Origin of the sequence: Sorangium sp. So ce385, assembly GCF_051474135.1 — a bacterium.
In the GTDB taxonomy this organism is placed as follows: Bacteria; Myxococcota_A; Polyangia; order Polyangiales; family Polyangiaceae; genus Sorangium; species Sorangium cellulosum_D.
Genome location: NZ_CP150337.1, coordinates 725,119 through 750,423 on the forward strand (window position 1 = coordinate 725,119; position 25,305 = coordinate 750,423).

At 74.9% G+C, this 25,305-nt stretch carries 18 protein-coding genes; 6 read left to right on the plus strand and 12 right to left on the minus strand.

Going from position 1 to position 25,305, the window contains the following annotated elements; translation table 11 throughout:
• Nucleotides 1-68: 68 nt before the first annotated feature.
• The 3 genes from WME83_RS02740 to WME83_RS02750 form a co-directional block, all read right to left on the minus strand.
• Entirely contained in the window at nt 69-1,187 is a 1,119-nt protein-coding gene (locus WME83_RS02740; protein WP_437317706.1) for an FHA domain-containing protein, read from the minus strand.
• Nucleotides 1,188-1,424: 237 nt separating this feature from the next.
• Nucleotides 1,425-2,045, minus strand: coding sequence for a Holliday junction branch migration protein RuvA (gene ruvA, locus WME83_RS02745; RefSeq protein ID WP_437317707.1), 621 nt, complete (start codon nt 2,043-2,045; stop codon nt 1,425-1,427).
• Nucleotides 2,042-2,557: a hypothetical protein gene (locus WME83_RS02750; protein ID WP_437317708.1), complete on the minus strand. Its 516-nt coding sequence runs from the start codon at nt 2,555-2,557 to the stop codon at nt 2,042-2,044. Before WME83_RS02750 ends, ruvA begins: the two co-directional genes overlap by 4 nt.
• A 194-nt stretch (nt 2,558-2,751) precedes the next feature.
• On the opposite strand from WME83_RS02750, the gene WME83_RS02755 reads away from it, so the two are divergent.
• From WME83_RS02755 to WME83_RS02765, 3 genes are all read left to right on the plus strand, one after another.
• A complete protein-coding gene (locus tag WME83_RS02755) occupies nt 2,752-3,159 on the plus strand; it encodes a hypothetical protein (RefSeq protein ID WP_437317709.1) in 408 nt (135 codons plus the stop codon).
• The gene (locus tag WME83_RS02760) at nt 3,156-4,490 is read left to right on the plus strand and encodes a LysM peptidoglycan-binding domain-containing protein (RefSeq protein ID WP_437317710.1); all 1,335 of its coding nucleotides are present in this window, start codon (nt 3,156-3,158) and stop codon (nt 4,488-4,490) included. Before WME83_RS02755 ends, WME83_RS02760 begins: the two co-directional genes overlap by 4 nt.
• A 316-nt stretch (nt 4,491-4,806) precedes the next feature.
• Nucleotides 4,807-6,459 (plus strand): tetratricopeptide repeat protein, encoded by a 1,653-nt coding sequence (locus WME83_RS02765; RefSeq protein ID WP_437317711.1) that lies wholly within the window; start codon nt 4,807-4,809, stop codon nt 6,457-6,459.
• A 357-nt stretch (nt 6,460-6,816) separates the two neighbouring features.
• Here WME83_RS02765 and WME83_RS02770 read toward each other — a convergent pair whose 3' ends face one another.
• The 3 genes from WME83_RS02770 to WME83_RS02780 all read right to left on the minus strand — a co-directional run bounded on the left by WME83_RS02770 (nt 6,817) and on the right by WME83_RS02780 (nt 13,024).
• The gene (locus WME83_RS02770) at nt 6,817-7,161 is read right to left on the minus strand and encodes a hypothetical protein (RefSeq protein WP_437317712.1); all 345 of its coding nucleotides are present in this window, start codon (nt 7,159-7,161) and stop codon (nt 6,817-6,819) included.
• A 142-nt stretch (nt 7,162-7,303) separates the two neighbouring features.
• Entirely contained in the window at nt 7,304-12,049 is a 4,746-nt protein-coding gene (locus tag WME83_RS02775; protein ID WP_437317713.1) for a sigma 54-interacting transcriptional regulator, read from the minus strand.
• Nucleotides 12,050-12,061: 12 nt separating this feature from the next.
• Entirely contained in the window at nt 12,062-13,024 is a 963-nt protein-coding gene (locus WME83_RS02780; RefSeq protein WP_437317714.1) for a hypothetical protein, read from the minus strand.
• 333 nt (nt 13,025-13,357) lie between these two features.
• Between WME83_RS02780 and WME83_RS02785 the strand changes: the two genes are divergently transcribed.
• The 3 genes from WME83_RS02785 (at nt 13,358) to WME83_RS02795 (ending at nt 16,382) form a co-directional block, all read left to right on the plus strand.
• Entirely contained in the window at nt 13,358-14,521 is a 1,164-nt protein-coding gene (locus tag WME83_RS02785) for an alpha/beta hydrolase (RefSeq protein WP_437317715.1), read from the plus strand.
• Nucleotides 14,522-14,623: 102 nt separating this feature from the next.
• Nucleotides 14,624-15,844, plus strand: coding sequence for a GNAT family N-acetyltransferase (locus WME83_RS02790; RefSeq protein WP_437317716.1), 1,221 nt, complete (start codon nt 14,624-14,626; stop codon nt 15,842-15,844).
• A gap of 13 nt (nt 15,845-15,857) precedes the next feature.
• Complete coding sequence (locus tag WME83_RS02795; RefSeq protein WP_437317717.1) at nt 15,858-16,382, plus strand: J domain-containing protein; 525 nt, start codon at nt 15,858-15,860, stop codon at nt 16,380-16,382.
• A gap of 159 nt (nt 16,383-16,541) precedes the next feature.
• Here WME83_RS02795 and WME83_RS02800 read toward each other — a convergent pair whose 3' ends face one another.
• From WME83_RS02800 to WME83_RS02825, 6 genes are all read right to left on the minus strand, one after another.
• Complete coding sequence (locus tag WME83_RS02800) at nt 16,542-19,862, minus strand: protein kinase domain-containing protein (RefSeq protein WP_437317718.1); 3,321 nt, start codon at nt 19,860-19,862, stop codon at nt 16,542-16,544.
• Between the two features lie 545 nt (nt 19,863-20,407).
• Nucleotides 20,408-21,121: a thioredoxin family protein gene (locus tag WME83_RS02805; RefSeq protein ID WP_437317719.1), complete on the minus strand. Its 714-nt coding sequence runs from the start codon at nt 21,119-21,121 to the stop codon at nt 20,408-20,410.
• Nucleotides 21,122-21,159: 38 nt separating this feature from the next.
• On the minus strand, nt 21,160-22,053 hold the full coding sequence (locus WME83_RS02810; protein WP_437317720.1) for a hypothetical protein: 894 nt from the start codon (nt 22,051-22,053) through the stop codon (nt 21,160-21,162).
• A 2-nt stretch (nt 22,054-22,055) separates the two neighbouring features.
• Complete coding sequence (locus WME83_RS02815) at nt 22,056-23,051, minus strand: phosphatase PAP2 family protein (RefSeq protein WP_437317721.1); 996 nt, start codon at nt 23,049-23,051, stop codon at nt 22,056-22,058.
• A gap of 16 nt (nt 23,052-23,067) precedes the next feature.
• The gene (locus tag WME83_RS02820; RefSeq protein ID WP_437317722.1) at nt 23,068-23,424 is read right to left on the minus strand and encodes a cupin domain-containing protein; all 357 of its coding nucleotides are present in this window, start codon (nt 23,422-23,424) and stop codon (nt 23,068-23,070) included.
• Nucleotides 23,425-23,537: 113 nt separating this feature from the next.
• Complete coding sequence (locus WME83_RS02825; RefSeq protein WP_437317723.1) at nt 23,538-25,286, minus strand: DUF4139 domain-containing protein; 1,749 nt, start codon at nt 25,284-25,286, stop codon at nt 23,538-23,540.
• Between the last annotated feature and the right edge of the window lie 19 nt (nt 25,287-25,305).

The following is a 25,305-nucleotide window of genomic DNA, read 5'->3' on the forward strand; positions in this document are numbered from 1 at the left end:
AGCGTACGGCGGGGCGTGGGGTTGTGCGAGCGGGACGGTCGCGTCCTCGGAGCTCGGGCCGCGTGGCCTCACACGCTCACGCGGAAGAGCTGCTGGCCCATGAGCAGGATGTCGCCCCCGGTGATCTCGGCCTCGCCGAGGACGCGGAGGAAGGTGCCGTTCGAGCTGCCGAGGTCGGTGAGGAACAGCCGGCCGCCCTGGTGCGAGATCTGGCAGTGGAGCCCGGAAACGTAGCCGTCCTCGGGGAAGAGGATGTCGCCGCGCTCGCGCCCGAGGTGCAGGCCGGTGTCGGGGACGGGGAACGCGTTGCCGGTCGCGTCCCTGCCGATGATCAGCGCCAGGCGCGCGACGTAGCCCTTCGAGGGGCTGCCGAGCCGCTCGACCCCGTCGGGCGTCGCGGGCGCGGGGGTGAGCGACTCGACGCGGACGATCTCCTGGCCGATGCGGAAGACGTCGCCGTTGTCGAGCTGCACCGGCGTGTCCCTGCGCAGCCTGCGGTAGACGCCGTTGAGCGAGCTCTCGTCCTTGACGAAGAGGCGCCCGCCCTTGATCGAGAACGTCGCGTGGCGCGGGGAGAGGTAGCTGTCGCCGCCGAAGATCGCGCCCGCGTCGCGCCCCACGGTCGTGGGGTTCGCGGGCAGGGTGTACGAGCCGGCCTCGGTGCCGTCGGCCCGGAGCGCGGTCAGCACGACGTTCGCGGCGCCCGACGTGGACACGACCGGCGCGGGCGGCTGCACCGAGGCGCCCGCCGGCTTGACGAGCTTGAAGCCGCAGAGCGCGCAGAACTTGTTCGACGGCGGGTTGGGCTCCTGGCACTGCGGGCAGACGACCGTCCCCGCGCCGGCCGACGCCGCGGGCGTCGACGCCAGCGCGGCGGCGGGCGCGGCGGCCGCGGCCTTCCTGCTCGTGCCGGTGTCCTCGCCGCGGACCGGCGTGGCGAACGCCGCCGGATCGATCAGCGCGGGCGGCGGGGGCGCGACCGCGGGGCCCTTCTGGGCGCCGGTGCCGATGGCGGTCGGCTCATCGCCGTAGGGCTGGTTCGACCGCGAGGCCGCCGGCACGCCGTGGGGCGGGGTGCCCGCCGCGAACTTCTTCGGCGAAACGTCGCGAGGCAACTCGGCGCCGCAGCCGAGGCAGAACTTGTAATGGTCCTGATTTTCCTTGGAGCACTTCGGGCAGGTGATCACCAGGCCTCCTCACAACGAGCGACCGGACGGGGTCTCAAGGCGAACGGCGGCGGGAGCATATTCGCCGCGGCCGCCCTCTGTCGACAGTCTGTCGCTCCTTCATGCGTTCATGCGCGGCCGGCCGGCGGCACGCGCGGGCGGCCGGCGGCATGCGCGGGCGGCCGGCGGCGAGCGCGGGCGGCCGGGCCCGGAGGGGCCGCCGGCTCGCCTCCCCGGCGGCGCTCCCTTGCGCGGCGCTCACTTGGACAGGAGCGCGAGCGCGTCGCGCACGAGATCCCCGAGCGGGGCGCTGTCGACGCGCGCGCCGAGGGCGGCGACGGCCCGTTCGGCCTCGGCCGGCCGGTAGCCCATGCGGGTGAGCGCGCTGTGCAGGAGCTCCTGCTTCGAGCCGGCGGCCGCGGGCGGCGGGGCCGCGGGGGAGGGCGCGACCGAGGGGAGGTTGACGAGCTTGTCCTTCAGCTCGAGGACGAGCCGCTCGGCGGTCTTCTTGCCGACGCCGGGGATGGCGGTGAGGCGCGCGGTCTCCCGGCGGGCGATGACCGCGGCGAGCTCGCCCGCGCCGAGCGCGCTGAGGATGGCCACGGCGATCTTCGGGCCGATGCTGGAGATGCCGATGAGCACGCGGAACGCCGCCCGGTCCTCGCGCGTCGCGAAGCCGTAGAGGAGGAGCGCGTCCTCGCGCACGTGGGTGTGGACGAACAGGGTGATCGCGTCCGAGCCGGAGGGCGCGGCGAGGCCGCGCGCGCGCCCCACGGCGCCGAGCGGGACCGTCACCTCGTAGCCGACCCCGGCGACGTCGAGCACCACCGTGCCCTCGTCGCCCTCTTCCACGACGTGGCCGGAGAGCCGGCCGATCAATTGACCTTGGCCCCTTGCTGGATCCACCGGCGGATCGCGTCGCGCTCCGCCGCCGGCAGGATGTCGCCGGTGTAGGGCATCGGGGCGCCACACTGGTCGGGGGTGCACTCGAGGTCCCCGCAGCTCAGGGTGTCGTCGAGCTTGTGCATGAGGAAGCTGTTCGCGGGGTCGCCGGCCGCGATCCGCGGCATCCCGGACGGCGCGCGCGACGGGACGCCGACGTTCTGGGCCACGATCGCGTCGATCTGCGCCGGCGTGGCCTGCTCGCTCACCGCCGGGCCGAGGTAGGTGAACCCGGCCGAGCCGGCCTCGGCGCCGTGGCAGGTCGAGCTGAACGAGCAGGACCGCTGGAAGACGGGGAGGACGTCGGTCGCGAAGCTCACCTCGGGGGTCGCGCCGTCGAACCTGCTGTAGTCGAAGCACGCGGTCTCCGCGGGCCCCGGACCGTCGTCGCCGCCGCACGCCGCCGCCGTCGCGATCACGAAAATCAAGAAGAATTTCCGCACGTTCACCCCTCGCAGCTCGATCCTCGGGGCGCGACCCTAGCAGAACTGCGCGCGCTCCGTAACGCGCGACGTCGCGCCGCCCGTTGGAGCGCGCGTCGCTCCGGCGCGACGGGCGGCGGCGCGTCGAGACGGCCGCGCGCCGCGCGGAGATCGCCGTGCGTTTGGCCGGCCGGCGCGGCGGCGGGTAGGCTGGGCGCTGCATGAGGATTGGCCTGGGCATCGGCTCGATGGGGCTCGCGCTCGCCGCGCTCGCCGCCGGGTGCGGCGGGGGGCGGGACGCGGTCGAACAGCAGCTCGCCGAGCTGCGCGCGGAGCTCGTCCGGGTGCGCGCGGACAACGCCGTGCTCGCGGACCGGGTGGGCTCCCTGGAGCGCGCGCGGGTCGCCCCGCGCGTCGCGGCGCGCCCGGACGAGGCCGAGCCGCGCGCCGCCTCCCCGGAGGAGCTGGACAGGCCCGACCTCGAGGTCGTGCGGCTCGCGCCGGAGGACGACGGCGCGCGGCCGCCGGTGCTCCGCTCGACCGCGAACGGCGTCGTGATCGACGAGCCGCCGGGCGGGTCGCCGCCGCCGAGCCCGCCACCCTCCACCCCGTCGAGGCGCAAGCGATGAAGTTCCACCCGAAGGCAACGCTGGTCACGGTCTCCCTGGCGCTCGCCGCGGCGGCGCCGCTGGCGCTCGCCCAGGAGCAGGGAGGCGCGGAGGGCGCCGGCCAGGGGCCCGGCGTCACCGTGGTCCAGCTCCCGCCGGCCGAGCCGACCGTCGAGACGCAGGTCGTCGTGCCGGGCTACCCGCAGCCGGGGTTCGATCCGAACGCGCACCTGCCCTCGAGCTCGCGCGGCACCACGGACACGTCCCGCGCGTCGGACGGCTTCGATCTGGGCCGCCGCAGCGAGGGCCCCGCCTCGGTGCGGGGCGGCGCGAACGGGAGCTACGTCGTCGAGGGGCAGTTCGTGCCCGAGTCGCACTCGGTGCGGCGCGGCGACACGCTCTGGGACATCTCGGGCAGGTACTACACGAACCCCTACGCCTGGCCGCAGGTCTGGGCGCTGAACCCGCAGCTCCAGAACCCGCACTGGATCTACCCGGGCGACCGGATCCGGCTCCGCGACCCGAACGAGGCGCCGACCCGCGGCAATATCGGGCTCGGCTTGACCAAGGCGGGCCGCGGGGGGCGGGTGCCGGCGAAGACGATCTTCCTGCGCGACCTCGGCTGGGTCGACGACGTGAAGAAGGACACGTGGGGGGAGCTCGTCGCCAGCCCCGACGACCAGATGCTCCTCAGCGAGGGCGACGACGTCTACCTCCGCCTCTCGGACGACCACGAGGTCGCGATCGGCCAGGAGCTCACGATCTTCCGCGAGATCAAGAAGGTGAGGAGCGGCGGCGACGACAAGGGCGAGCTCGTGACCGTGCGCGGCACCGCGCGCGTCGATCGCTACAACCCGAAGACGCACATGGTGCGCGCGCGGCTCATCGAGTCGCTCGACGTCGTCGAGCGCGGGGACCGGGTCGGCTCGGTGGCGCGCCGCTTCGACGTGGTGCCGCCGGCGAGCGCCGACGCGGACCTCGAGGCGCGGATCATCGCGGCGATCTACCCCTACCAGCTGTTCGGGCAGCACCAGGTGGTGTTCATCGACAAGGGCGAGAAGGACGGGGTGAAGCCGGGGCAGCGCTTCTTCGCGGTCCGGCGCGGCGACCGCTGGGTGCAGCAGCTCGGGGGCGCCGGCAAGCTGGCGACGCTCCGGCCGCGGGTGCAGGACGAGCGGCCGGCGCAGGTCGACGCGCCGAAGTTCGGCGTCGACGAGGAGCTGCTCCCGGACGAGACCTACGCCGAGCTGCGCGTGCTCAACGTGCGCGAGCGCACGGCCGCGGCGCTCGTGACGAGCGCGATGTACGAGGTCGAGCGGGACGCGGTGCTCGTCTCGCGCAAGGGCCTCTGACCGCCGCGGCGCGGGGCCGGGCGAGGTCGGGCCGCGGCGTCGCCGTCGCCTGCGTGGGGGAGCGAGCCGCGGCGGTGCGCGGCGGCACAAACGGGGCGTCGCCGCGCCGCGGCTCGCGACCCGGACGGCGGGGTCGAGGGCCGCGCTGACCGCGACGAAACGCGCCATCGCGGAAATGTACGGCGACGCGCCGACGCGTGTACGTGGAGGCGTGGAGGGAGAGGAAGGCGCGGAGTCGGAATGTGCATGGGCGCGCGGGCGTCGGCGCAATGTCTCCACGAGGGGGGCGCGGGCGCGGTATGATGTTCCGTCTATCATGCGTCGCCGCGCAGAAGCCCAGTCCGAGCTGAAGGGCGTGGATGGAGAGCCTGCCACGCAGCGGTCGTTCGAGAGCGCGTCGGATCGCTGCGCCCCGAAGAGCGGATCGCTGACCGAGGTGCTCGTCGACGGCGCGGTGCGGGGCCCCCGATCGAGCGGCGCGCCCCCGAGCCTCGCCGGCACGGCGCCGGAGGCGCGCGGCCACGCGCTGCGCGAGCGCGGCAACCTGCTGGTCCGGCGCAACGACCACGCGAGCGCCGCGCGCGATTACGACGAGGCGCTCGCGCTGTTCCAGGCCGCGGGCGACGCGCTCGGCCAGGCCCAGGTGCTCATGGATCGCGGCGCGCTGCGCCTGCGGGAGGGCGTCCCCGTCCAGGCGGTGCGCGACTACGACGAGGCGCTCGCGCTGTTCCAGGACGCGGGCGACCGCGCCGGGGAGGGGGAGGCGCTGCGGGCGCGGGGCTTCGCGCGCGCCGAGGAGGGCGATCTCGGCGGCGCGGTCTGCGACTACGATCTGGCCATCCAGCTCTTCCTGCAGCTCGGCGATCGCGAGCCGCTCAAGCCGCGCGCCGGGGCGCGCGGGGCCGCCCCCGACGCCGACGGCGCGGGGCCCACGGAGTCGCCCCGCGCCCGCCCGCACGGCGCGGCGCACGCGCGGGCGCTCAAGTCGCGCGGCGATCTGCGCGTCCGCCTCCGCAACCTGCCGGGCGCGGCGCGCGACTACAGCACCGCGCTCGCGCTGTTCCAGGGCGCGGGGGATCGGAGCGGGCAGGCCAGCGTGCTGAAGGCGCGCGGCGACATGCGGCTCGGCCAGGACAACATGACGGGCGCGGCGCGCGACTACGACTGGGCGCTCACGCTGTACCAGGCCACCGAGGATCACCTCGGCCAGGCCGGCGTGCTGAAGGCGCGCGGCGATCTGCGGACCCGGCAGGAGGACCTCGCGGGCGCCGAGCGGGATTACGATCAGGCGCTCGAGCTGTTCACGGCGACGCGCGACGTGCTGGGGCAGGCTGCGGTGCTGAAGGCGCGCGGGGACATGCGCTCGCTGCAGGAGGACCTCGTGGACGCGGTGCGCGACTACGACCGGGCGCTCGCGTTGTTCCGCACCGGCTTCGAGCGCCGCGGCCAGGCTGCGACGCTCAAGGCGCGGGGCGATCTCCGCCGCAAGCAGTTCGAGCTGGTGGCCGAGCTCGTGGGCGTCGCGGCGGCCGACGCGTCGGATCTGGAGGACGCGCTGTCGGACTACGAGCAGGCGCTCGCCCTGTTCGAGGTGCTCGAGGACGGCGCGGGGCAGGCCGGGGTGCTCCGGGCGCGCGGCGATCTTTCGCGCATCCAGGGGGATCTCGGCGCGGCGCTCGCGCTGTACCTGAGCGCGAAGCGGCTCCTGGACGTCTCGGGGAACGCCGCGGAGCTCTCCGCGACGCTCGCCGAGATCGCCCGGACGCACGCGCTCGCGGGCCGTGCGGCCGAGGCCCGCGCCGCGGCCGAGCAGGCGCTCGCGCGCGCCGATCGCGCGACGAGCCCCGAGGTCCGCGAGCTGGCGGAGGCGGTCCTCTCGGGCCGGATCACGGCGCGCCCGGAGGAGGGCGCCGCCCGCGATTCCCGGGTCCCCATCAGCCCGGGGCGGTTCGAGCGAGAGAGGTATTGAGAGACCGAAGGGCAGAGGTTCTACTTCAACCTCCCGTCTTTCGTCTCCCGTCTTTCGTCTCCCGTCTTTCGTCTCTCGTCTCTCGTCTCCCGTCTCTCGTCTCTCGTCTCTCGTCTCCCGTCTCTCGTCTCTCGTCTTTCGTCTCCCGTCTTTCGTCTCCCGTCTTTCGTCTCTCGTGCGCGTGCGCGTGCGCGTGCGCGTGCGCGCTGATTCCGGGGGAATCGCGCACGCGCACGCGCACGCGCACGAAGAGGGAAGAGGGGAAGACGGGGGAGGGAAGAGGGAAGACGGGGGAGGGAAGAGGGGAAGAGAGTAGAGGAGACCAGAAAACCGGCACGAGAGACCGAGGACGGCGTCTCAGCGCCGCCCTCCGCGCGCCGGCTTGCCGCTGCCCCGCGGGGTCGGCCTACCGCCGCCCCGTGAGGCCGGCTTGCCGCCGCCGCGCGGCCCCGGCTCGCCCCCGCCACCCCCGCGCGGCGCGGGCTTGTCCGGCGGCGCCTCCGTCGTCCGCACCACGAGCAGCGCTCGCCCGCGATCGAAGGTCGGCGTCACGCTGACGTAGCCGCTCTCGCGCGCGAAGCCCGCCATGTCGCCGCGGTGCTCATCCATGTACCGGCTGAAGCGCGTCCAGAGATCGCGCGCCTCCTCGTCCGGGAGGGGCGCACCGTCGATGGAGGCAGCGAGGTTCGATCGATCGCTCACGGGATCCTGTGCGCGTCTCGGGGTGGCGCGCCGGCAGGGCGCGCCCGCTCCGCGCAGCACAAGCGTGCCCTCGCGCGCGCGGCCCGGCAAGACCGCAGCGACCGCCGCCCCACCCCGGCGCCCGGGGCGCGGCGGCGAGCGCTCACTGGATCCCGTACTCCTTCAGGCGCCGGTAGAACGTCCGGCGCGGCAAGCCCACGACCTGCGCCGCCTTCACCCGGTTCCAGTTGCAGCTCGAGAGCGCCACCAGGATCCGCTCGCGCTCGCTCGCCTTGTGCGCGTCGAGCGACGTCTCGACGCGCACAGGCTCGCTCGACGGCGGGGCCCGGCCGGCGCTCGCTGGAGCCCCGCCGCCGCCGAGCGGCGCGCGCGGCGGGGGCGGGGCCTCGGCGCCACGGAGCGACCGCGGCGCCGCGTCGGGGAGCTCGAAGTCGTCGCTCTCCAGCTCGGGGCGGTCCGACAAGACCCACGCGTTGAGCAGCACGTTCTCGAGCTGCCGCACGTTGCCGGGCCAGCTGTACGCCGACAGCCGCTTCAGCGCGGCGCGCGAGACGCTGCGGCGATCCCGGCCGTAGCGCGCGGCGAAGATCCCGAGGAAGTAGTCGATGAGCAGCGGGATGTCCTCGATCCGCTGGCGCAGCGACGGGACCCGCACCTCGACGACGTGCAGCCGGTAATAGAGGTCCTCGCGGAACGTGCCGCGCGAGACCATGTCGGCGAGATCCCGGTGCGTCGCCGCGATGACCCGCGCGTCCACCGGCTCCTCGCGCGCGCCGCCGACCGGGCGGACGACCTTCTCCTGCAGCACCCGCAGCAGGCCCGCCTGCATCTTCTGCGGCATCTCCCCGATCTCGTCGAGGAGGATCGTCCCGCCGGTCACCTCCCGGAAGAGCCCCTTGCGGTCGCGATCGGCGCCCGTGAACGCGCCGCGCACGTGGCCGAAGAGCTCGCTCTCCAGCAGGTGCTCCGGGATCGCGCCGCAGTTGACGCCCACGAACGGCTTCTTCGCCCGCGGGCTCGCGTTGTGGATCGTCCGCGCGACGACCTCCTTGCCCGTCCCGCTCTCGCCCGTGATGAGGATCGGGATGTCCGTGTCCTTCACCCGGTCGATCAGCGCGTACACGCGGCGCATCGCCTCGCTCGTGCCGACCAGGCCCTCGTAGCCGAAATGGCCGCGGATCACCGCGCGCGCCGAGCGCAGATCCCGCCGCGTCGCGGCGAGCTGCGCGGTGCGGTGGCCGAGGAGCTCCTCCAGCTTGGCGCGCGCGGCGCGCAGCTCCTCGTTCGCGCGCTCCAGCTCGCGGGCGCGGCGCTCGTTCTCGCCGACGAGGCGCGCGGTCTCGATCGCGATCGCCACCTGGTCGGCCAGCGCCGTCAGCGTGGGGAGCTCGGCCTCGAACTTCGCCGCCGCGCTCAGGCGCGTCTCCAGGTACAGCGCGCCGATCACCTGCCCGCTCCGCTGCCGGATCGGCACGCAGGCGACCGACTGCAGCATGAGCTGGTGGACCGAGACGTAATCGCTCATGCGCGCGTCGTCCCGCGCGCTCGCGGTCACGACCGGCTCGCCCGTGGAGATCACCCGCTCGGCGATCGAGCTGGAGAAGCGCGCGTGCGGATCGTCCCCGGCCTGGTCGCGCGAGGCGTGGATCGAGAGATCGACCGCGCCCTCGCCCGCGGCGGGCGGCGGCTCGCCGCGCGGCGGGCGCTGCAGGATGATGAACCCGCGCTCCGCCTGGAGCAGCGCGATCGCGTGATCGGTCACCTTCGCGAGCAGGCGCGTGAGGTCGTGCTCGCCCGCGATCTCCCGGTTGATCTCGAGCACCCGCGCCAGCCGGTCCTCGCCCGGCGGCGGCGCCGCGGCGGCCTGGGACGCCGAGCCCTGCGTGGACGCCGCGCCGGGCGCCGGCGCCGCGCCCGGCTGGGTGAACGGCACCGTGCGGCTGCTCATCAGCTCGAGCATCGCCGCCGCCCGGATCTCCTTGCGGCGCGCGTCGTTCCAGAAGACCTCCCGGAGGTCGCGCGGCAGCTTCGAGGCGATCTCCTCCAGCGTGATCAGCGCCTCCTCGCGGTCGTGGCGCGCCCGGATGAGGTGCCCGCGCTCCGTCTCGAGCTGCGCCCGCGCCTCCAGCGCGCGCCAGATCCAGTCGCGCTGGCCCGCCGCGCGCGCCGCCTCGAGCGCCTCGTCGTACGCCGCCCGCGCCCGCCGCTCGTCGCGCGCGAGCGCCGCGACGCGCCCGCGCGCGAGCGCGAGCAGCGCCCGGTGGGCGCCGGTCGTCCCGAGGCGCTCCGCCGCCACGTCGATCTCCTCGCCGAGGGCGCGCGGGTCCGCGCCGGCGCGCGCCACCGCGAAGAGCACGCGCTCGAGCCGCGCCTCGACCCCGTCGATCCGCCGGCCCATCGCCTCGTACGCCTCGGCGCACTCCAGGCAGAGCCGCTCGGCCTGCTCGAGGTCGCCGGAGCGCGCCGCGTGCTCCGCCTCGAGCGCGAGCAGCTGGGCGTGCTGCTGCGGCGCGAGATCCGCGCGCTGGGCCGCGAGCGCGTCGAGCGACACCCGGGCGCGCGCGAGCCGCCCGAGGTAGAGGTCGAGGTTCGCGAGGTTGAGGAGCGCCTGCCGGATCGTCGTCACGCGGCCCGAGCGCCGGCCCAGGTCGACGGCCGCCTCGAGGTGGCGGATGGCCGCGCCGAGGTCGCCCTGGAGCTTCGTGAGCGCGGCGAGGTTCAGGCGAGTCGTCGCGAGCGTGCCCGCGTCGCCGGCCTGCTCCGCCGCCGTGAGCGCCTCCTCGTAGACGGCCTTCGCCTCGCTGAGGCGGTCGTCCCGCTGGAGCGCGAACGCGAGCGAGACGAGCGCGACGGAGAGGATCCGCGGCTCGCCCGTGAGCCGCGCGAGCCGCACCGCGTGCTCCAGCGTGCGCTTCGCGTCCTCGTGCCGCGAGGCGAAGCTCTGCGCGAGCCCGCGCGTCGCCACCGCCTCGGCGACGATCGCCTCGGGCGAGGCGCCGAACGCGGCGGCCGTCGCGAGCTCGGGGCGCGGCTCGCCGGGGAGCTCCGCCTCGAGCTTGACCGGGCCCACCCGCTCGACGGCCTCGCCCGCGCGGCGCTCCGCCTCGCCGTAGTCGCCGGTGCGGAGCAGCGCCCGGGCCATCTGCAGCGACCAGAACGCCGCCTGCGCGCGATCGCCCGAGGCCTCGACCTGGTCCTTCGCGCGCGCGAGCTCCGCGAGCGCCCGCGCGGTGTCGCCGCGGTTCACGGCGAGCCGCGCGCGCGCGATCACCACGACGGGCGAGCCGTCGCCCTGGAGCCGGTCGAGCGCCTCCGCGGCCGCGTCGAAGTGGCCGCGATCGAGCAGCCGGTGGATCTCCGCGGGCGGCAGCGCCGCGCCCTCGGCGCCGGCGCCGCCCGGCCCGGACGCCGCCGCCCCCGAGGCGGGAGGCGCCTCGAGCAGCCGATCGACGTCCTCGGTCGACGCGACGGGCGCGCGCGCGATGCGCGCGACGATCTCCCGGATGCGCCCGGGCCACCGGCCCGCGCGCGCGACGACGTGCGCGGCGACCGCGTCGCTCAGCGACAGGATGGTGCGCTGCACGAGCTCGAGCGCGACCTGCTCGTCGAGCGGCGCCATCTCGAAGCGCTGGAACCCGCGGGCGAAGGCGGCGGCGCGGCCCGGCGAGGGCGCGCCGGCCGCCGGAGCGCCCTCGGCGCCGCCGGCCGCGCGCTCCTCGGGGTCCCCGAGCACGAGCACGAGCTTGCCGCCGGCCTTGCGGACCTGGTCGAGCCGCTCGATCTCCGCGTCGCCGAGCCGAGCGGCGTCGTCGACGAGCGCCGTCACCCGGCCGGGGTCGTGCGCCGACAGCTCGATCGCGAGCGCCCCGCGCGGGTCGGCCACGCGGGCCGCCTCGACCCACGCGACGGCGTACCCGCCGACCTCGAGCGACCACGCGATGCGCCGGAGCAGCGCGCTGCGCCCGGACCCGGGCGGCCCGGCGATCGAGAGCCCGGAGCCCGCGGGCAGCGCCATGATCTGCGCGAGCAGCCGGCCGGACGGCGCGTCCAGCCCGACGATCGGCCAGACCACCGCGCCCGCGCCCGCGTCGGGCCGCGCGCCCGGCTCGGCGGGTCCGGCGGGCTCCTCGCTCGGCCCGCAGGGGAGCCGCGCGGCGCGCCGGAGCGCGTTCGCGAGCTCGTCCGCGCTCGGGTAGCGCGCGTTCGGGTCCTTGGCGGTGGCCCGGTCGACGACCTCCTGGAGCGCGCCTATGACCTTCGGATCGCGCGCGCCCTCGCCCTCGCTCTGGCGGAGCGCCTCGGCGAGGGTCGCGCCGAGCGCGAACACCTCGGCGCGGACGGTGAGCGGGTCGCCCTTGAAGAGCTCGGGGGCGGCGTAGCGGGGCGTGAGGCCCACGGGCCGCGAGCCGTCGTCGCGGAACGGCGCGGCGAGGCCGAGGTCGACGAGCGTGGCGCGCCCGCCCTCGCCGACGATGATGTTCGCGGGCTTCACGTCGCCGTGCAGCAGGAGCGCGCGGTGCAGGCGCGTGAGCTGGTCGGCCGCGTCGGCGATGGCCGCGAGGTTCCTGGCCAGGTCGCCCTTGCGCGCGAGCAGGTCGGCGAGGCTCGTCCCCTCGACGAGCTCGCGCACCATGAAGGGCCGCCCCGACGCGGGCAGCCGGCCGAAGCGCAGCACGCGCGGCACGCCGAGGCCCTCGACGCCCGACAGCGCCGCCGCCTCGCGGACGAGCGCGAGCACCTCCGGCTCGTCCGCGTCCTCGCCGAGCGTCTTCAGCGCGACCGTCTTGCCGGTGATCCGGTCGCGCACCGCCCACACCTCGCCGCCGCCGCCCTTTCCGAGCGTCCCGATCGGCTCATATCGCGGGGGGAACAGCGGGTGTGACGTCACGCGATCCCTCGATCAGAGGCCATATCCGGCGGACAGCCCGAAGAAGAAGCCCGTGATGGAGAACCCGGCGTCGAGCCGCGTCTGCAGCTGCTTGATCGGCTTGTACCGGAAGCTCACCTGCGGGAACGAGATCCACGGGAACACCGACGGCTTCGAGCCCCCGTTGACCCAGCTCGGCTCGCTGTAATCGCCGTAATGGTTGTTGGAGCCGTCGCAGTAGGCGCCGCCCGGGCCGCCCACGCCGGAGCACTTCCGCCACGCGCTCACGTCGTCGGGGCTCGGGTTCGACCCCGGGGCGCCCGGGTACGCCTGGGCGCGGTGGAGATCGCCGAACACAAGGCCGATCCCGACGCCGCCGCCGACGAGGAGCGAGAAGCGGCCCTTGTCGTCGATGGGGACGTCGAAGAGGAGATCGCTGGTGAAATAGAGGAGCTTCATGTCGCTCGACACCATCTCCCAGGCGAACTGGTCGTCGTTCTTCCCCTTGAAGAGGAAGGGATCCATCGAGTAGTCGGCGTAGGACAGCCCGAGATCGATCTCGAGCCCGTTCTTGCGCGAGGTGAACTCCGGGCCGATCATGAAGACGTTCACCGTCGCGCCGCCGTCGGCGAACAGGTTGATCATGAACTTCGGGACGATGACGTTCCGGAGCCGGAGGCCGATGAACTTGTGGGCCTTGCCGTCCTTCTCGAACGGGCTGTTGTCGTCCGCGGCCTCGGGCGGCGCTTCCGGCAGCTCGTCCTTTTCGGCGTTCTCGCCGGGCGCCTTGTCGTCCTGCGCCTGCTCATCCTTGGCCTGCTCGTCCTTGGCCTGCTCGTCCGCGGCGGCGGCGTCGTCCGGATTGCTGCCGCCGCCGTCCTTCGACTGCGCGCGGGCCGTCCCGGCGAAGCACACGGCGCCGAGCAACGCGGCGAGCGCGGCGGCCCTGGCAGGCACCCCGACCGCGAGCTGCCGACCCATCTTCAAGTGGTACATTGTAGGTCACCTAGCGATGCGTAAGGTCAAGGCCGGACCCGGGCACGCACGGAATGAACGCGCCGAGGCCAAGCTCCGGTTCTCCGCGCGCCCCGGTGCACCGGGGACCAGCCGAGGGGAGGGTACACGAGACGCCGCGCCGTGTGACGCCTGCGGACCGCCCAAGGCAGAGCTTTTTCCACCCGGGCGTGCCCGAGCGCGCCCGCTCGCGCCCTGGTCTGGGCGGCCGCACGATACCGGCGCTGGCGACGCCGCCGCGCCGGCGTCCCCGGCGCGCGAAGCGCGTCGGCCCGAGGTTGCGCACGGCAAAATAATCCGCAATAGACGGAAAGGATGATCCTGCATCAATCTCAGGTCGAGCAGACGGTCGACCGCGATGAGCGGGACAGGTTCATCAAGGAGCTCGTGGTGGTGCGGGTCCGCAGCACGGCGGTCGAGGTCGCGCCGGCGAGCCGCGGGATCGAGGGGGCGCGCGCGCCGGGCGGGGAGGACCCGGTGGTCGACCGGGAGCCGGTGGCGCACGACGTGCCGCTCGCGATGATCCGGAAGCGCAGCGCGCGGCTGCGGAGCACGGTGGCGAGCGTGCTGCTGATCCACGGGTACGGCCAGAACCGGTACATCTGGCACCTGCCGTCGCGCAGCTTCTCGAACTACCTGGCGCGGGCGGGCTTCGACGTCTTCAACCTGGACCTGCGCGGGCACGGGCGGTCGCGGCACCTCGGCGCGCGGCGGCCGGGTCACGTGACCGATTTCGTCCGCGAGGACGTGCCGGCGGCGATCGAGGAGGTCCGGCGCATCTCGGGCCCGCGGCCGGTGTACCTGATCGGGCACTCGCTCGGCGGCCTCATCAGCTACGCGACGGCGCCGACGATGGGTGACGCGGTCGGCGGGATCGTCACCCTCGGGAGCCCTTACCTGTTCACGCACGGGTCGCGGGTGCTCGAGCTGGTCGGCCGGCTGATGCTGACGGTCGATCAGCGGGTCCCGCTCGGGCAGGGGGCGCTGCCGCTGTCGGCGTGGGGGGAGCCGTTCCGGTTCGTGCGCGCGTTCATCGAGAGCCCGATCTTCCCGCTGCCGATCCGCGGGTTCGTCCCGGGCTCGATGGAGACCCGCGTGCTCACGCAGCACATGTCGCTCGCCATGGACAGCGGCAGCATCACGGTGCTGCGGAACATGTTCCTGGACGCGGCGGCTTCGCGGAAGAGCGGCCACCACATGGGGAGCCTCTTCGGCTACGCCGAGCGCTTCGAGCACCTGGACCTGCCGCTGCTCGTCGTCGCGGGCACGCAGGACGACCTCGCGCCGCCGGCGTCCGTGAAGCCGGCCTACAATTTCAGCCGATCCTCGGACAAAACGTACCGCGAGTTCCCGCGCGGACACCTCGACATCGTCGTCGGGAAGGACGCGCCGCTCACGGTGTGGCCGCTCATCGAGGCGTGGCTGAAGACGCGCGTCCGGCGCGCGGCGGCGCGGGAGCGTGAGCGGCTGAGCGCGTAGGCCGCCGCGGGCGCGGCGCCGCCGGCGGAGATCGCCGCGCCGGGGAGCGCGGATCCTTTGCTTCTGCGCCGGGGCGCGCGGCTCCTTTGCTATCGTGCCCGCATGGATATCGAGCTCCGGCAGATGACGGCCGAGCAGCACGTCGAGTTCCGTCAGCCCATCCTCACCGCGTTCGGCATGCCCACGACCCCCGAGCGCCTCGAGGGCGTGAAGCGCCTCCCGGAGCTCACGTCGCGCATCGGCGCCTACGAGGGCGCGTCGGTCGTCGGGACCGCCGGCTCGTTCTCGCTCACGATGACCACCCCGGGCGGCGCGGTGCCCGTCGCCGGGCTCACCATGGTCGCGGTGAACCCGACGCACCGCCGCCGCGGCATCCTCACGCGCCTCATCCGCCGGCACCTCGACGACGCGCGGGCCGAGGGGCGGCCGATCTCCTCGCTCTGGGCCACGGAGGGCGGCATCTACGGCCGCTTCGGCTACGGCATCGCGTCCCAGGCGTGCTCCATCTCGATCGAGCGGGACCGCGCCGCGTTCCGCCACGAGGCGGGCGCAGAGGGGCGGGCGCGGCTGCTCGACGAGGCGGCGGCGATCGAGGCGTTCGCGTCGGTCTGGGAGCGCGCCCGCGCGTTCGCCCCCGGCATGCTCGCGCGCTCCGACGTGTGGTGGCAGGTCCGCCGGCTGGCCGACAACGACTTCACCCGCCAGGGGGGCGGCCCGCTCCAGCGCGTCGTCATCGAGGTCGACGGGCGCGCGGAGGCGTACGCGCTGTACTGCATGCACCACAAGTGGGACGCTTCCAGCATCCCGGTCGGCTCGATCCGCGTGATCGAGGCGATCGGCGCGACGCCGCTCGGGACCCGGCTCGTCTGGCGCTACCTCTTCGACATCGACCTGGCGCAGCGGATCGAGGCGAGCCTCCTGCCGCCGGATCACCCGCTCGGCCTGCTCCTCGTCGAGCCGCGGCGCCTGCGCCTCACGGCGAGCGACGGGATCTGGGTGCGCATCGTGGACGTCGAGGCCGCGCTCGCGGCGCGCGCCTACGGCAGCGCCGAGGCGCTCACGCTCGAGATCGCCGACCGCGATTGCCCCTGGAACGCCGGCCGGTTCCGGCTCGACGGCGGCGAGCGGCGCGCGGCGCGGACCAGCGCGGCGCCGGACCTCCGCCTCGACGTCGCGGCGCTCGGTTCGGCGTACCTCGGCGGCGTCTCGTTCCGGTGCCTCGCCGACGCCGGCCAGGTCGAGCAGCTCTCCGAGGGCGCCGTCGAGCGCGCGGATCGGCTGTTCCGCGCCGCGCGCGCGCCGTGGTGCCCCGAGATCTTCTGAGGGCCCGCCCCCGATGACGCTCCCGCTCCGCGGCGTCTACGCGGTGACCCCGACGCGCCGCCGCCGCTTCCTGTGGGCCGCCTGGTGGACGGCCGAGCCCGCGCGCGAGCCGTTCCGCCCGCCGGACGCGAGCCAGGGCGGCGCGCGGACCGTGGAGGAGGCGAGGGCGCAGGCCGAGCGCGCCGCCGGGCGCCCGCTCGTCGAGATCGAGCCGGCGTGGGCGACGGCCTGGACGCGCATCCTGCGCGGCGAGCCCCCGTGGCCCAAGCCGCGCGCGCGGCGGGAGGCGCCCCCGCCGCCTGCGTCCGAGCCGTCGCGGCGCGCCCCGTCGCGGCCCGCGTCCGCGCGCGGCGTGTCGCCGTTCGCGGTGCTCGGCCTCCCGGAGGCGGCCGGCGCGGCCGAGGTCCGCCGGGCGTTCCGCCGGCTCGCGCTGGTCACGCACCCCGATCGCGGCGGCGACGCCGGCGAGTTCATGCGCGTCAAGTGGGCCCACGACGAGGCCATGTCCAGGGTCTCACGCCCGAAGCGCCGGGCGTAGAGCGGCGGTCACCCGCTTCGGATACGGGCCCATCTCGACGTTTTCGGTGCTCAGCGCACCGGAGTGCGCTTCCGCGCCGAAAACGCCGAGCTGGACCCGTCTCCTGTGCGGGTGACCGCCGCTCTGTAACGCATGTGCCAGAGACGGGCGAAAACGGCGCTAGCGTTTCGCCGCCTCCGCGACCTTCCTCGCCTCGTCGAGGAGGGGCGCGTAGTCGCGGCCGAGGAGGGGGTTGTCGCGCAGCGCCCGCTCGAGCGCGGACGCGGCGCGCAGCGAGAGCGCCCGGCCCTGCGCCGGCTCGGGCTCCGCCTTCGCCTTCAGCAGGAGCAGCGCGCCCTGCTCGGCGCTCGCCGCGGGGAGGGCCGGGTCGATGGCCAGCGCGCGATCGATCATCGCGAGCCCGGCCTCGACCTCCGCGCGCGCGTCGACGAGGCTCGGCGCGGCCGAGGTCGCGCGCAGCCGGTGGACCTCGGCCAGGGCGCCGAAGATCCGCGCGTTCCGGTCGCTCGACTCGAGGGCCCGGAGCAGCGCGCGCTCCGCGGCGTCGAGCGGCGGCGCCGGGCTCCGGCCCCGGGACGCGAGCCACCGCGCCGCGAGCAGGTCGACCTGGCCGAGCGCGAGGAGCGCCCCCGCGCTCGCGGGCTTCGCGGACAGGACGCGCTCGACCGCGCCCCGCGCCGCGCGGAGCGCGGCCGCCGGATCCTCGCCGCGGTCGAGCGCCCACCGCGCCGCCTCGAGGTGCGCGAGGCCGGCCCCCTGCTGCGCCTCGAGATCCCCGGGGCGGAGGCGCATCGCCGCGCCGTACCCGTCGAGCGACCGCGCGAGCGAGACCTCGGGACCCTCGCCGGCGAGCCGCTCGTACCGGCCCTGGATCAGGTAGGCGAGGGCCAGGGCGCCGTGGGCCGGACGGCTGTCCGGGCGCAGCCGGAGCGCCGCCTCGAGGTTGTCCTTGGCGAGCTCGAGCGACTCGTCGGGCGGCGTGCCGTGGTCGAGCTCGTACTGCGCCCGCTGCGCGTAGAACCAGCCCTGGTTGAGGTGCAGCGGCGCGTCGTTCGGCGCGATCTCGATCGCCCGCGCGGTGTGCGACGCGCTGAGCTCGAAGAGGGGGAGGGGGTCGGCGCCGCGGGACGCGCTGTCCTCGGCCATCATGCCGTAGGCGATGCCGGCGTCGTTCCACGCCCAGAAGGAGCTCGGGTCGAGCGCCAGCGACCGCTCCATGCTCTCGACCGCGCGCCCGAGCGAGGGCCGCACGTCGAGCCCGAGGGAGCTCTCGTGGGACGCGAGCAGGAAGATGCTCGCCCCCATCGCGCCGTGCGCGGTCGCGTCCGACGGGTCGCCCAGCACCGCCTGCTCGCTCTCGGCGATCGCCTGAACGAGGTCCGGCCGAGGATCCGCGCCGCGCGCGAGGTCGCGCCTGGCCCGGTGCACGAGGGCCCAGGCCTTCTTCGCGTGGGCGCCGCTCGCGCGCGGGTTCGCGCGGAGCGCCTTGTCGCAGCGGGCGATGACCTGCGCGAAGAGCTCGTCGGCGCCGCCGCCGCGCTGCGCCTCGATCAGCATGATCTCGCTCAGGGCGCGCGCGGCCGCCTCGTGGACGTCGGGATCGCTCTCGGCCATCTCCGCCGCGACCTCGTACGAGGCGACGGCGTCCCGGAACTCGGCGAGCGCCGCCTCGGGCTCCCCGAGGTCGCGCGCCGCCGCCCCCTTCGCGAGCAGGATGTCGCCCTCGAGCATCTTCGCCTCGTACTCCCAGGGCGATCGCGCGAACGCGCGCCGCGCGTCGGCGAGCGCCTCGTCGAAGCGCCCCTCGTAGAGCTCGATGAGCGCCGCGGTGTACGAGGACGGCTCCGCGGCCGATCGCGCGCTGTCCCGGAGGTGCTTGAGCGCCGGGAGCCGGTGCCGCTCCTCGAGCTCGAGCTGATGCGCGGACCGCTCCCCCTTGTCGGCGAGGCGCCGCGCGCGGTCGAGCCCTCTCCGGTAGAGCATCCCGTGCACGAGGCCCGCCGCGAACTTCGCCTCGCGCGCGGCGTACCCGCTCGCGAGCGCGGCCTCGAGGTGCGAGAGCGCCTCCTCGGGCTCGTGCAGCGCGAGGTGCCCGCGCCCGAGCGCGTAGTGGCCCGGGCCCTCGACGAGATCGCCCCCGGCGTCGCGCATGGCCTGCATCTTCCGGTCGATCTCGCCCATGCGCGCGCGGATGACCTCCTTCTCCCGCGACACCTCGTGGAGGGGGAGCGCGTACGCGTAGCGCATGAAGAGCTCCATCTCCTTCACGTCCTGCCCGAAGCCCTGGGCCAGCGACGCCATGTGCGCCGAGCGCTCCGCCTGGCGCGCGGCGGCGAGCTTCGCGCGCAGGGCGACGGCGCCCGAGAGGGCGAGCACGAGGAGGGCCGCCGCGGCCGCCGAGACCGCGAGCTTGTGCTTCTGCGCCCGCTTCAGGGCGCGGTAGCCGAGGCTCGCGGGCCGCGCGTCGATCGGCTCGCCCTCGAGGTAGCGCCCGAGATCGAGCGCGAGCATCTTCGCGGAGTCGTACCGCCGCTGGGGCTCCTTCTCGAGGCACTTCATCACGATGGTCTCGAGATCGAGCGGGATCCGCTTGTCGATCAGGCGCACCGGCACGGGCGGCTCGTTCGCCACCCGGGCGACGAGGCTCGTCACCGACGGGTCGACGAACGGCGGGCGCCCGGCGAGGATCTCGTAGAGCGTGGCGCCGAGGGAGTAGACGTCGGTGCGGCGGTCGAGCTGGCGCTGGCCGCCGGACACCTGCTCGGGCGCCATGTACGCTGGCGTCCCCTCGCCGCTGGTCGTCGCCCGGCCGTCCGCGGCGATGTCCCGCGCGAGCCCGAAATCGAGGAGGTAGGGGCGGAAGGCGCCGTCGGCCGTCCGCTCGACGAGGATGTTCGCCGGCTTGATGTCGCGGTGGATCAGCCCGAGCCGGTGGGCGGCGTGGAGGCCGTCCGCCACGTCGGCCACGATCTTCACCCGCTGCTCGAGCGACATCTGCTGCGCCACGCGGTGGAGCGGCAGGCCGTCGATGTACTGCATGGCGATGAACGGCTGACCCTGCGCCTCGCCGACCTCGTACACCTTGCAGACGTTCGGGTGCTCGACCCGGGCCTGGGCCTGCGCTTCCCAGATGAAGCGCTGGCCGAGATCCGGGTCGTTGCCGCGGATGAGCTTGAGCGCCACGTACCGCTGGAGCCGCGGGTCCTTGGCTTTGTAGACGGTGCCCATGCCGCCCTTGCCGATGAGCGACACGCACTCGTAGCGATCCCAGTCGCGGATGGGAAACCGGCTCGGCACGCGCGACGACGGCGGATCGACGCACTCGAACACGGTGTCCTGCGTGGCGCCCGAGCCTCCCGGCGCCGCGGAGCGCGACGGCCCGCTCTCGAGCGCGAGCGGGACGGGCCTCGACGTGGGCTCCGGGTCCGCCGGACGCGCGACCTTCGCGCTCTCCGGGCTCGCTCTCCCCGCTCGGCTCATGAACCGGACCCTCTTCAACATCGAAGGCGGAGCCCCCCGGGCTCTGGGCGCTGATCCCGCCCGAGGAGGGGCGCGCCGACCGCGCGCGAACCGCTGCACGATTCATAGCTCATCGCCCGCGAGCGCACCGACATGAACCTTCGCATCCGCACCTGCCTCGGCAGCTCCCAGCGCGATGGCCTCGACTCGCCATCTCCCGAACGCCTGGTCGCCAGCCAGTGAGCGTCTCGCCTGGGGCGTGAGCTACGAGCGATGTCGTTACAGAACTGTCGTGCAACGGTAAGCCGTAGTTTATGTCCATGTCAACACCCGGGCGGCCCGAGCCCCGGTATCGTGCTGTCTTCAGGATGGCGCCGAGGGTGCGATGCTGGCCGCGGGGCGATGTCCGCGCGGCGCGCGCGCGAGTGCGGGGGGCGCGCTGCTCAGGGCGGACGCAGGAAATTGGCGTGTGCGACAACGTCCGTGGCGATTTTTGGTGAGGCGCGCGACGTGACGCCGGGGTGGGTCGAGATGCGATGCTGCGGATGGGCCCGCTTCCGGGGCGCTCAATACTTGACGGTGCAGCCGAACGCCTCGGTCTCTCTCGTGGAGACCGGCTTTCCGGCGGTGAGCTCGGCGAGCGCCGCATCGACGTAGTTGGTGACCTGCTCGTCCGGCTCGGGCTCACCGCCCTTCGTGCTGTCGATGGCGCCCGCGTAGACGAGCGTGCCCTGCGGGTCGATGACGTACATATGCGGTGTGCGCTGGGCGCCGTACGCGCGCCCGACATCGCCCTTCTCGTCGATGAGGAGCGGGTAGCTCATCCCGAACTCCTGCATTGCTTTCACGTTCTCTTCCCGGGTGGTGCCCTGCTTGCCCGGAGCGCCCGAGTTGATGGCGAGCCACACGACGCCCTTCTGGAGGTGCTGCGCCGGCACGCCCTTCAGGCCGCCCTTCCTATGGGCGAGCTGCACGAACGGGCAACCGGGGTTGAACCACTCGAGCACGACCGTCTTGCCCTTGTAGTCGGCCAGCTTGACGGGCTTCCCGTCGAGGTCCGGCAGCGTGAAATCGGGCGCGGGCTGGCCGACCTTCGCCTGGGTCGCGGGCGCCTGGGCCGCCTTCGCCTCGGCGGGCTTCGCCTCCGCGGGCTTCGCCTCGGCGGCCTTGGCGGGCTGCGCCGCCGCGGCGCCGTTCGCCGCCGGCGCGCTGGGCTCGCCGGGCTGGGTGCACGCCGCGAGCGCCGCGGCGAGGAAGGTCAGGGGAATGAGCTTGTGCATGCCGAGACGCTTACCACGCCCCGCGAGGAGCGCATGCGTCAGGGGAACTCCGGCCAGCGATCCCCGGTCGCCCACCGGTACCGCAGGCCGAGCTGCCCGAGATCCGCGCCCAGCAAGCCGAGCCGATCGGGCGTCGCCGCGACCACCATCGCCGTCGCCACCGCGTCCAGATGGTGTGTCAGCGCGACGGCCAGCACCGGCCCGACGCGCACGATGACGCTGCCGCGGCCGGGGTTGCCGATCACCTCGGCGGCGGCGCCGAACCGGAGCTCGCCGAACCTGTCCATCTCCCCCATGAACCCGAGCCGCGCGCGGTAGAGGTACGGCGGCTTCATCACCGTGTGGAGCGCCTCCTCGAAGAGGTAGAGCCCCTCGGGCGCGCCGAGCACCGCGTAGCCCGTGGCCACGCCGAACAGGCTGCCTCCGAGCAGCGGTATCGAGCCCGACACCTCGATCTCCCCCGCGACATAGCGCGACAGGGGACCTTGCATGAGCTCGGTCTCCCTGCGCGTGTACGACGCCCGGGGCTCGAGGAAATACTGGCTCGTCGAGAAGGCGTATCGCGCGCCGCCGCGGAGCTCCAGGCTGGGCAGCGCCGCGCGGAGACCGATGTACTCCGCGCCGCCGCTCGGCGACACGCTCGCGTAGCCCTCGATCCCGAGCCAGGACCAGTGCGGCTTGCCGTAGCCGAGCGCGAGGCTCGGCCGGTAATAGATGACGCCGAGCTCCAGCACCGAGGAGACGAACGGGCGCGCGCCCGCGCTCCGCGCCCAGTACGAGCGCTTCTGGAGCAGGTCGACCCCCGAGGGCACCGGCGGCGCATCGGCGGCGGGCGGCGGCAGGTCGGCCGGGTCCTGGGCGCGGGCCGCGGCGGGCGCGAGGGCGAGCGCGGCGAGCGCCGCGGCGGCGACGAGCGTGCGGCGCAGCGCCATCGCTAGAACCTGCCCACCAGGTACCCGCCGAGCGGCGCGGGCACGAAGCCGATCGTGACGCCGTCCTCGCGCGGCGCGCGCGCCGACGTCGAGGCCGGGGCGCCGCCGCGGTAGTGCAGGAGCCACGGGAGCCCGAAGCCCGTCAGGGCGCCGACGGCCGCGCCGGTGAGCGCGTCGGTCGCGAAATGCTGGTCCGAGACGACCCGCAGCGTCGCCACGGCGGTCGCGGTGCCGAGCGACGCGGCGCACGCGAGCGCGTCGGGCGCGCCGCCGCCGTACAGGGGCAGGTGCGCGTGGTGCGAGCACACGAGCCCCGCCGCCGTGAACGCGGTCGAGCTGTGGCCGCTGAAGAAGCTCCGGTAGCGCTTGCTCCCCCGGCAGTCGTGGTCCTGCTGCTCCTCCGGCCCGGTGCAGCCTGCGCGGTAGGGGCGCTCGCGGCTCGTGAGCCCCGCGACGACGCCGTTCAGCGCCGCGTTGAACGCGAGCGCCTCGATGTCGATCATCGCGATCTCCCACGCGACGCTGCCGCGCCCGTGCCCCCACCAGGTCACCAGCAGGGCGTCCACCGCGAGGTGGTTGGTCATCAGCGTGAGCAGGAGATCGCTCGCGTCCCGCGCCGTCTCGCGCTGGCGATCGCTCCGGATGCGGAGCGCCTCTCGCGCCGAGCCGTCGAAGCCGTTCACGGTCGTCCACCGGCCCTCCGAGGGCGGGATGGCCAGCGTCCCGAAGGCGGTCGCGGCGAGGAGGCCCGTGGCCACGTACTCGCTCACGCGGAAGCGCGGCCAGCGCGGGTCCCACGCGACCTCGCGCCGCGCGCGCTCCGGCGGCGCCGCGGTCGGCCATGCGGCCGGGGCGGCGCCGGGCGCCGCCGGGGCCGGCTCGGCCCGCGCCGCGCCGGGCGTCGCCGGGGCCGGCTCGGCCTGCGCCGCCGCCGCGCCGAGCATCGCCGCCGCGGCGAGCGCGCCGATGGCGGACCGTAGGGCAGCGCTGCACCTCAAGGGGCGGACCGCGCGATCAGAAGTCGGGGTGGCCGATGACGAGGAACTCCAGCGGCCCGGCGCCCGCGTTGCGCAGCCCGTGGTGCACGTTCTTGTCGACGTGCATCATCTGGCCGGGGCCGAGCGGCACCTCGCGGTCGCCGACGATGCCGAGCGCCTTGCCGGAGAGGATGTAGATGGTCTCGGTGGTCTCGGTGTGGAGCTCGCGCGAGATCTCGCAGCCGGGGGCCATCGTGCCCTTGTAGAAGCCGAAGGCCTGCCCGAGCCCTCTCCCCAGCAGCTGCGCGAAGAAGACGCCCCTGTTGGGCAAATACTCGGTGGCGTCTTCGTCGGCCGCGGTCAGCACCACGGCCCCGTCGATCTGCTGCCTCATGGCGATCCTCCTCCTCGGCGAGTGAAGCTGCTGGAGAATCCATCAGTTACAGAAGCGTGCGGCGTCCTGTCAACGGCGCTCCTCGCGAGGATCGCGACGGTGGCGATGGCATTTCAGAACGGCAACACCACGCTCGCGGCGGCGCGGAGCTCGTAGCTGAACGACATCGTCTTCAGCCCCTTCGGCGGCAGCTCGACGCGGCCGCGGAGGAAGCCGTCCTCCTCGTCGAGCGTCCAGCCGGGGGCCTCGCCGAGCGCGATCTCGACGTCGGCCACCTCGCTGACCGGGATCCGCTCGGTGACCAGCACCCGCTTCACGTCGCTGGAGAGGTTGGAGAGCGAGAGCTTCACGCGCCGGCGGATCTTGCGGCTGCCGGTGATCGCCGAGGTGTCCTGCTCCTCGTCCACGGTGCGCCGTACGCGCACCGCGTCGTCCACGCCGAAGCCGAGCTCGAACGGCTCCCCGGCGCCGACGAAGTCGAGCCGGGCGCGGCCGATGAGGCTGCCGCCGCGCGCGACCTTCACCGGGCCCGCGAGCAGCGGGCGCGGCCGCCCGCCGGCGCCGCCGCCGTCCAGCGTCACGGTCGCGCGCAGGTGCGCCGCGGGGTGGGCCTCGGGGTACAGCACCAGCGCGAGCTCGGCCGGCAGCGAGCGCCGCGCGATCTCGATGCGCGTCGGGCGGCCGTCGGAGGGCAGGGTCACCGGCTCCGCCGCCTCGAAGATCAGCGGCTCGCCCCCGTCGTCCACGCCCGGCATCTCGTCGACCGCCCGCGCCCCGCGGCCGAGCCCGGCCGTGGCGATGGCCTGGTCGCGCGCCTCGACGACGACGCGGCGGCGGTCGATCTCCGCCCTGCGCCGCGCGCGGAGGACGTCGTCCGCGAGCAGCGGCGCCTCGGCGCTCCGCGACGGCCGCGCGGTCGAGAAGCGCGCGGTGACGTTCTCCCAGGCCTCGCCCGTCGCCTGCCACGCCGCGGCCCAGGTGGTGAGCTCGACCGAGCCGCCGGCGCCCTGCGGCCCGGCGCCGCCCGCGCCGGCCGCGGCCGCGCCTGCCGCGGCGGCGCCCGCGGGAGGCACCGAGAGCCGCGCCAGGTGCTCGGGGCGCCAGATCGCGCACGCGACGCGGTACGTCAGCTCGATCTCGACGGGCTGCGGCGCGGGCGCGTGCACCTCGACCTCGACCACCGCCTCGTAGCGCGGCTGCTCGATCGACCCCTCGCGCAGCCGCGCCGCGGCGCGCCGGGCGTCGTCCTCGGCGTGCGCCCGCGCCGCGCGCGCGTCGGCCGACGCGCCGAGGGCCTCGGCCAGCGCCGCGTGCAGGGCCTCGACGCCGGCGCGCCACGAGGCAAGGCGCGCGGGCTCGCCGGCGTCCTTCGGGACCTCGCTCATCGCCTGCGCCCACTTCGCCAGCAGCTGGTCGAGGTGCGCCTCGCGGCGCGACGCCCGGTCCCGCGCGCGCTCGGCGGCGCCGGCCCGGCGGGACGCCTCGCGCTGCTCGCGCGAAAGCGCGTCGATCGCCTCGCGCCCGAGCGCCGCCTCCCGGTGCGCCCTCCACCGCACGCGCGCCGCCGTCACCCGGACCGCGCCCTCGGCGCCCGCGCCCGCGATGCGCGCCTGCACGGTGCGCTCGTCGACGAACACCGACACCCCGCCGATCGCGATCCACTGCGCCCCGGCCCCGACCTCGACGCGCGCGGCGCGCACGACCTCGGCGCGATCCTCGAACAGCGTCACCGCGCGCGCGGCGCTCGGGTGGGGCGCCCCCTCGGCGGCGCTCGCCCCGCCTTCGGCCCCGCCGCCGGCGTCTCCGCCGCCGGCGCTCCGCTCCGCCCGGTCCGAACCGCTCGCACTCGTCACCGTCGCCATGGTGCGCCTATTTCTCCTG

Bases quoted from the DNA above. Each gene is read 5' to 3' on its own strand.
- WME83_RS02755 (WP_437317709.1), top strand. From the start codon at position 2,752: ATGAGGATTGGCCTGGGCATCGGCTCGATGGGGCTCGCGCTCGCCGCG.
- WME83_RS02760 (WP_437317710.1), top strand. From the start codon at position 3,156: ATGAAGTTCCACCCGAAGGCAACGCTGGTCACGGTCTCCCTGGCGCTC.
- WME83_RS02765 (WP_437317711.1), top strand. From the start codon at position 4,807: ATGCGTCGCCGCGCAGAAGCCCAGTCCGAGCTGAAGGGCGTGGATGGA.
- WME83_RS02780 (WP_437317714.1), bottom strand. From the start codon at position 13,024: ATGTACCACTTGAAGATGGGTCGGCAGCTCGCGGTCGGGGTGCCTGCC.
- WME83_RS02785 (WP_437317715.1), top strand. From the start codon at position 13,358: ATGATCCTGCATCAATCTCAGGTCGAGCAGACGGTCGACCGCGATGAG.
- WME83_RS02790 (WP_437317716.1), top strand. From the start codon at position 14,624: ATGGATATCGAGCTCCGGCAGATGACGGCCGAGCAGCACGTCGAGTTC.
- WME83_RS02795 (WP_437317717.1), top strand. From the start codon at position 15,858: ATGACGCTCCCGCTCCGCGGCGTCTACGCGGTGACCCCGACGCGCCGC.
- WME83_RS02800 (WP_437317718.1), bottom strand. From the start codon at position 19,862: ATGAGCCGAGCGGGGAGAGCGAGCCCGGAGAGCGCGAAGGTCGCGCGT.
- WME83_RS02805 (WP_437317719.1), bottom strand. From the start codon at position 21,121: ATGCACAAGCTCATTCCCCTGACCTTCCTCGCCGCGGCGCTCGCGGCG.
- WME83_RS02810 (WP_437317720.1), bottom strand. From the start codon at position 22,053: ATGGCGCTGCGCCGCACGCTCGTCGCCGCCGCGGCGCTCGCCGCGCTC.
- WME83_RS02820 (WP_437317722.1), bottom strand. From the start codon at position 23,424: ATGAGGCAGCAGATCGACGGGGCCGTGGTGCTGACCGCGGCCGACGAA.
- WME83_RS02825 (WP_437317723.1), bottom strand. From the start codon at position 25,286: ATGGCGACGGTGACGAGTGCGAGCGGTTCGGACCGGGCGGAGCGGAGC.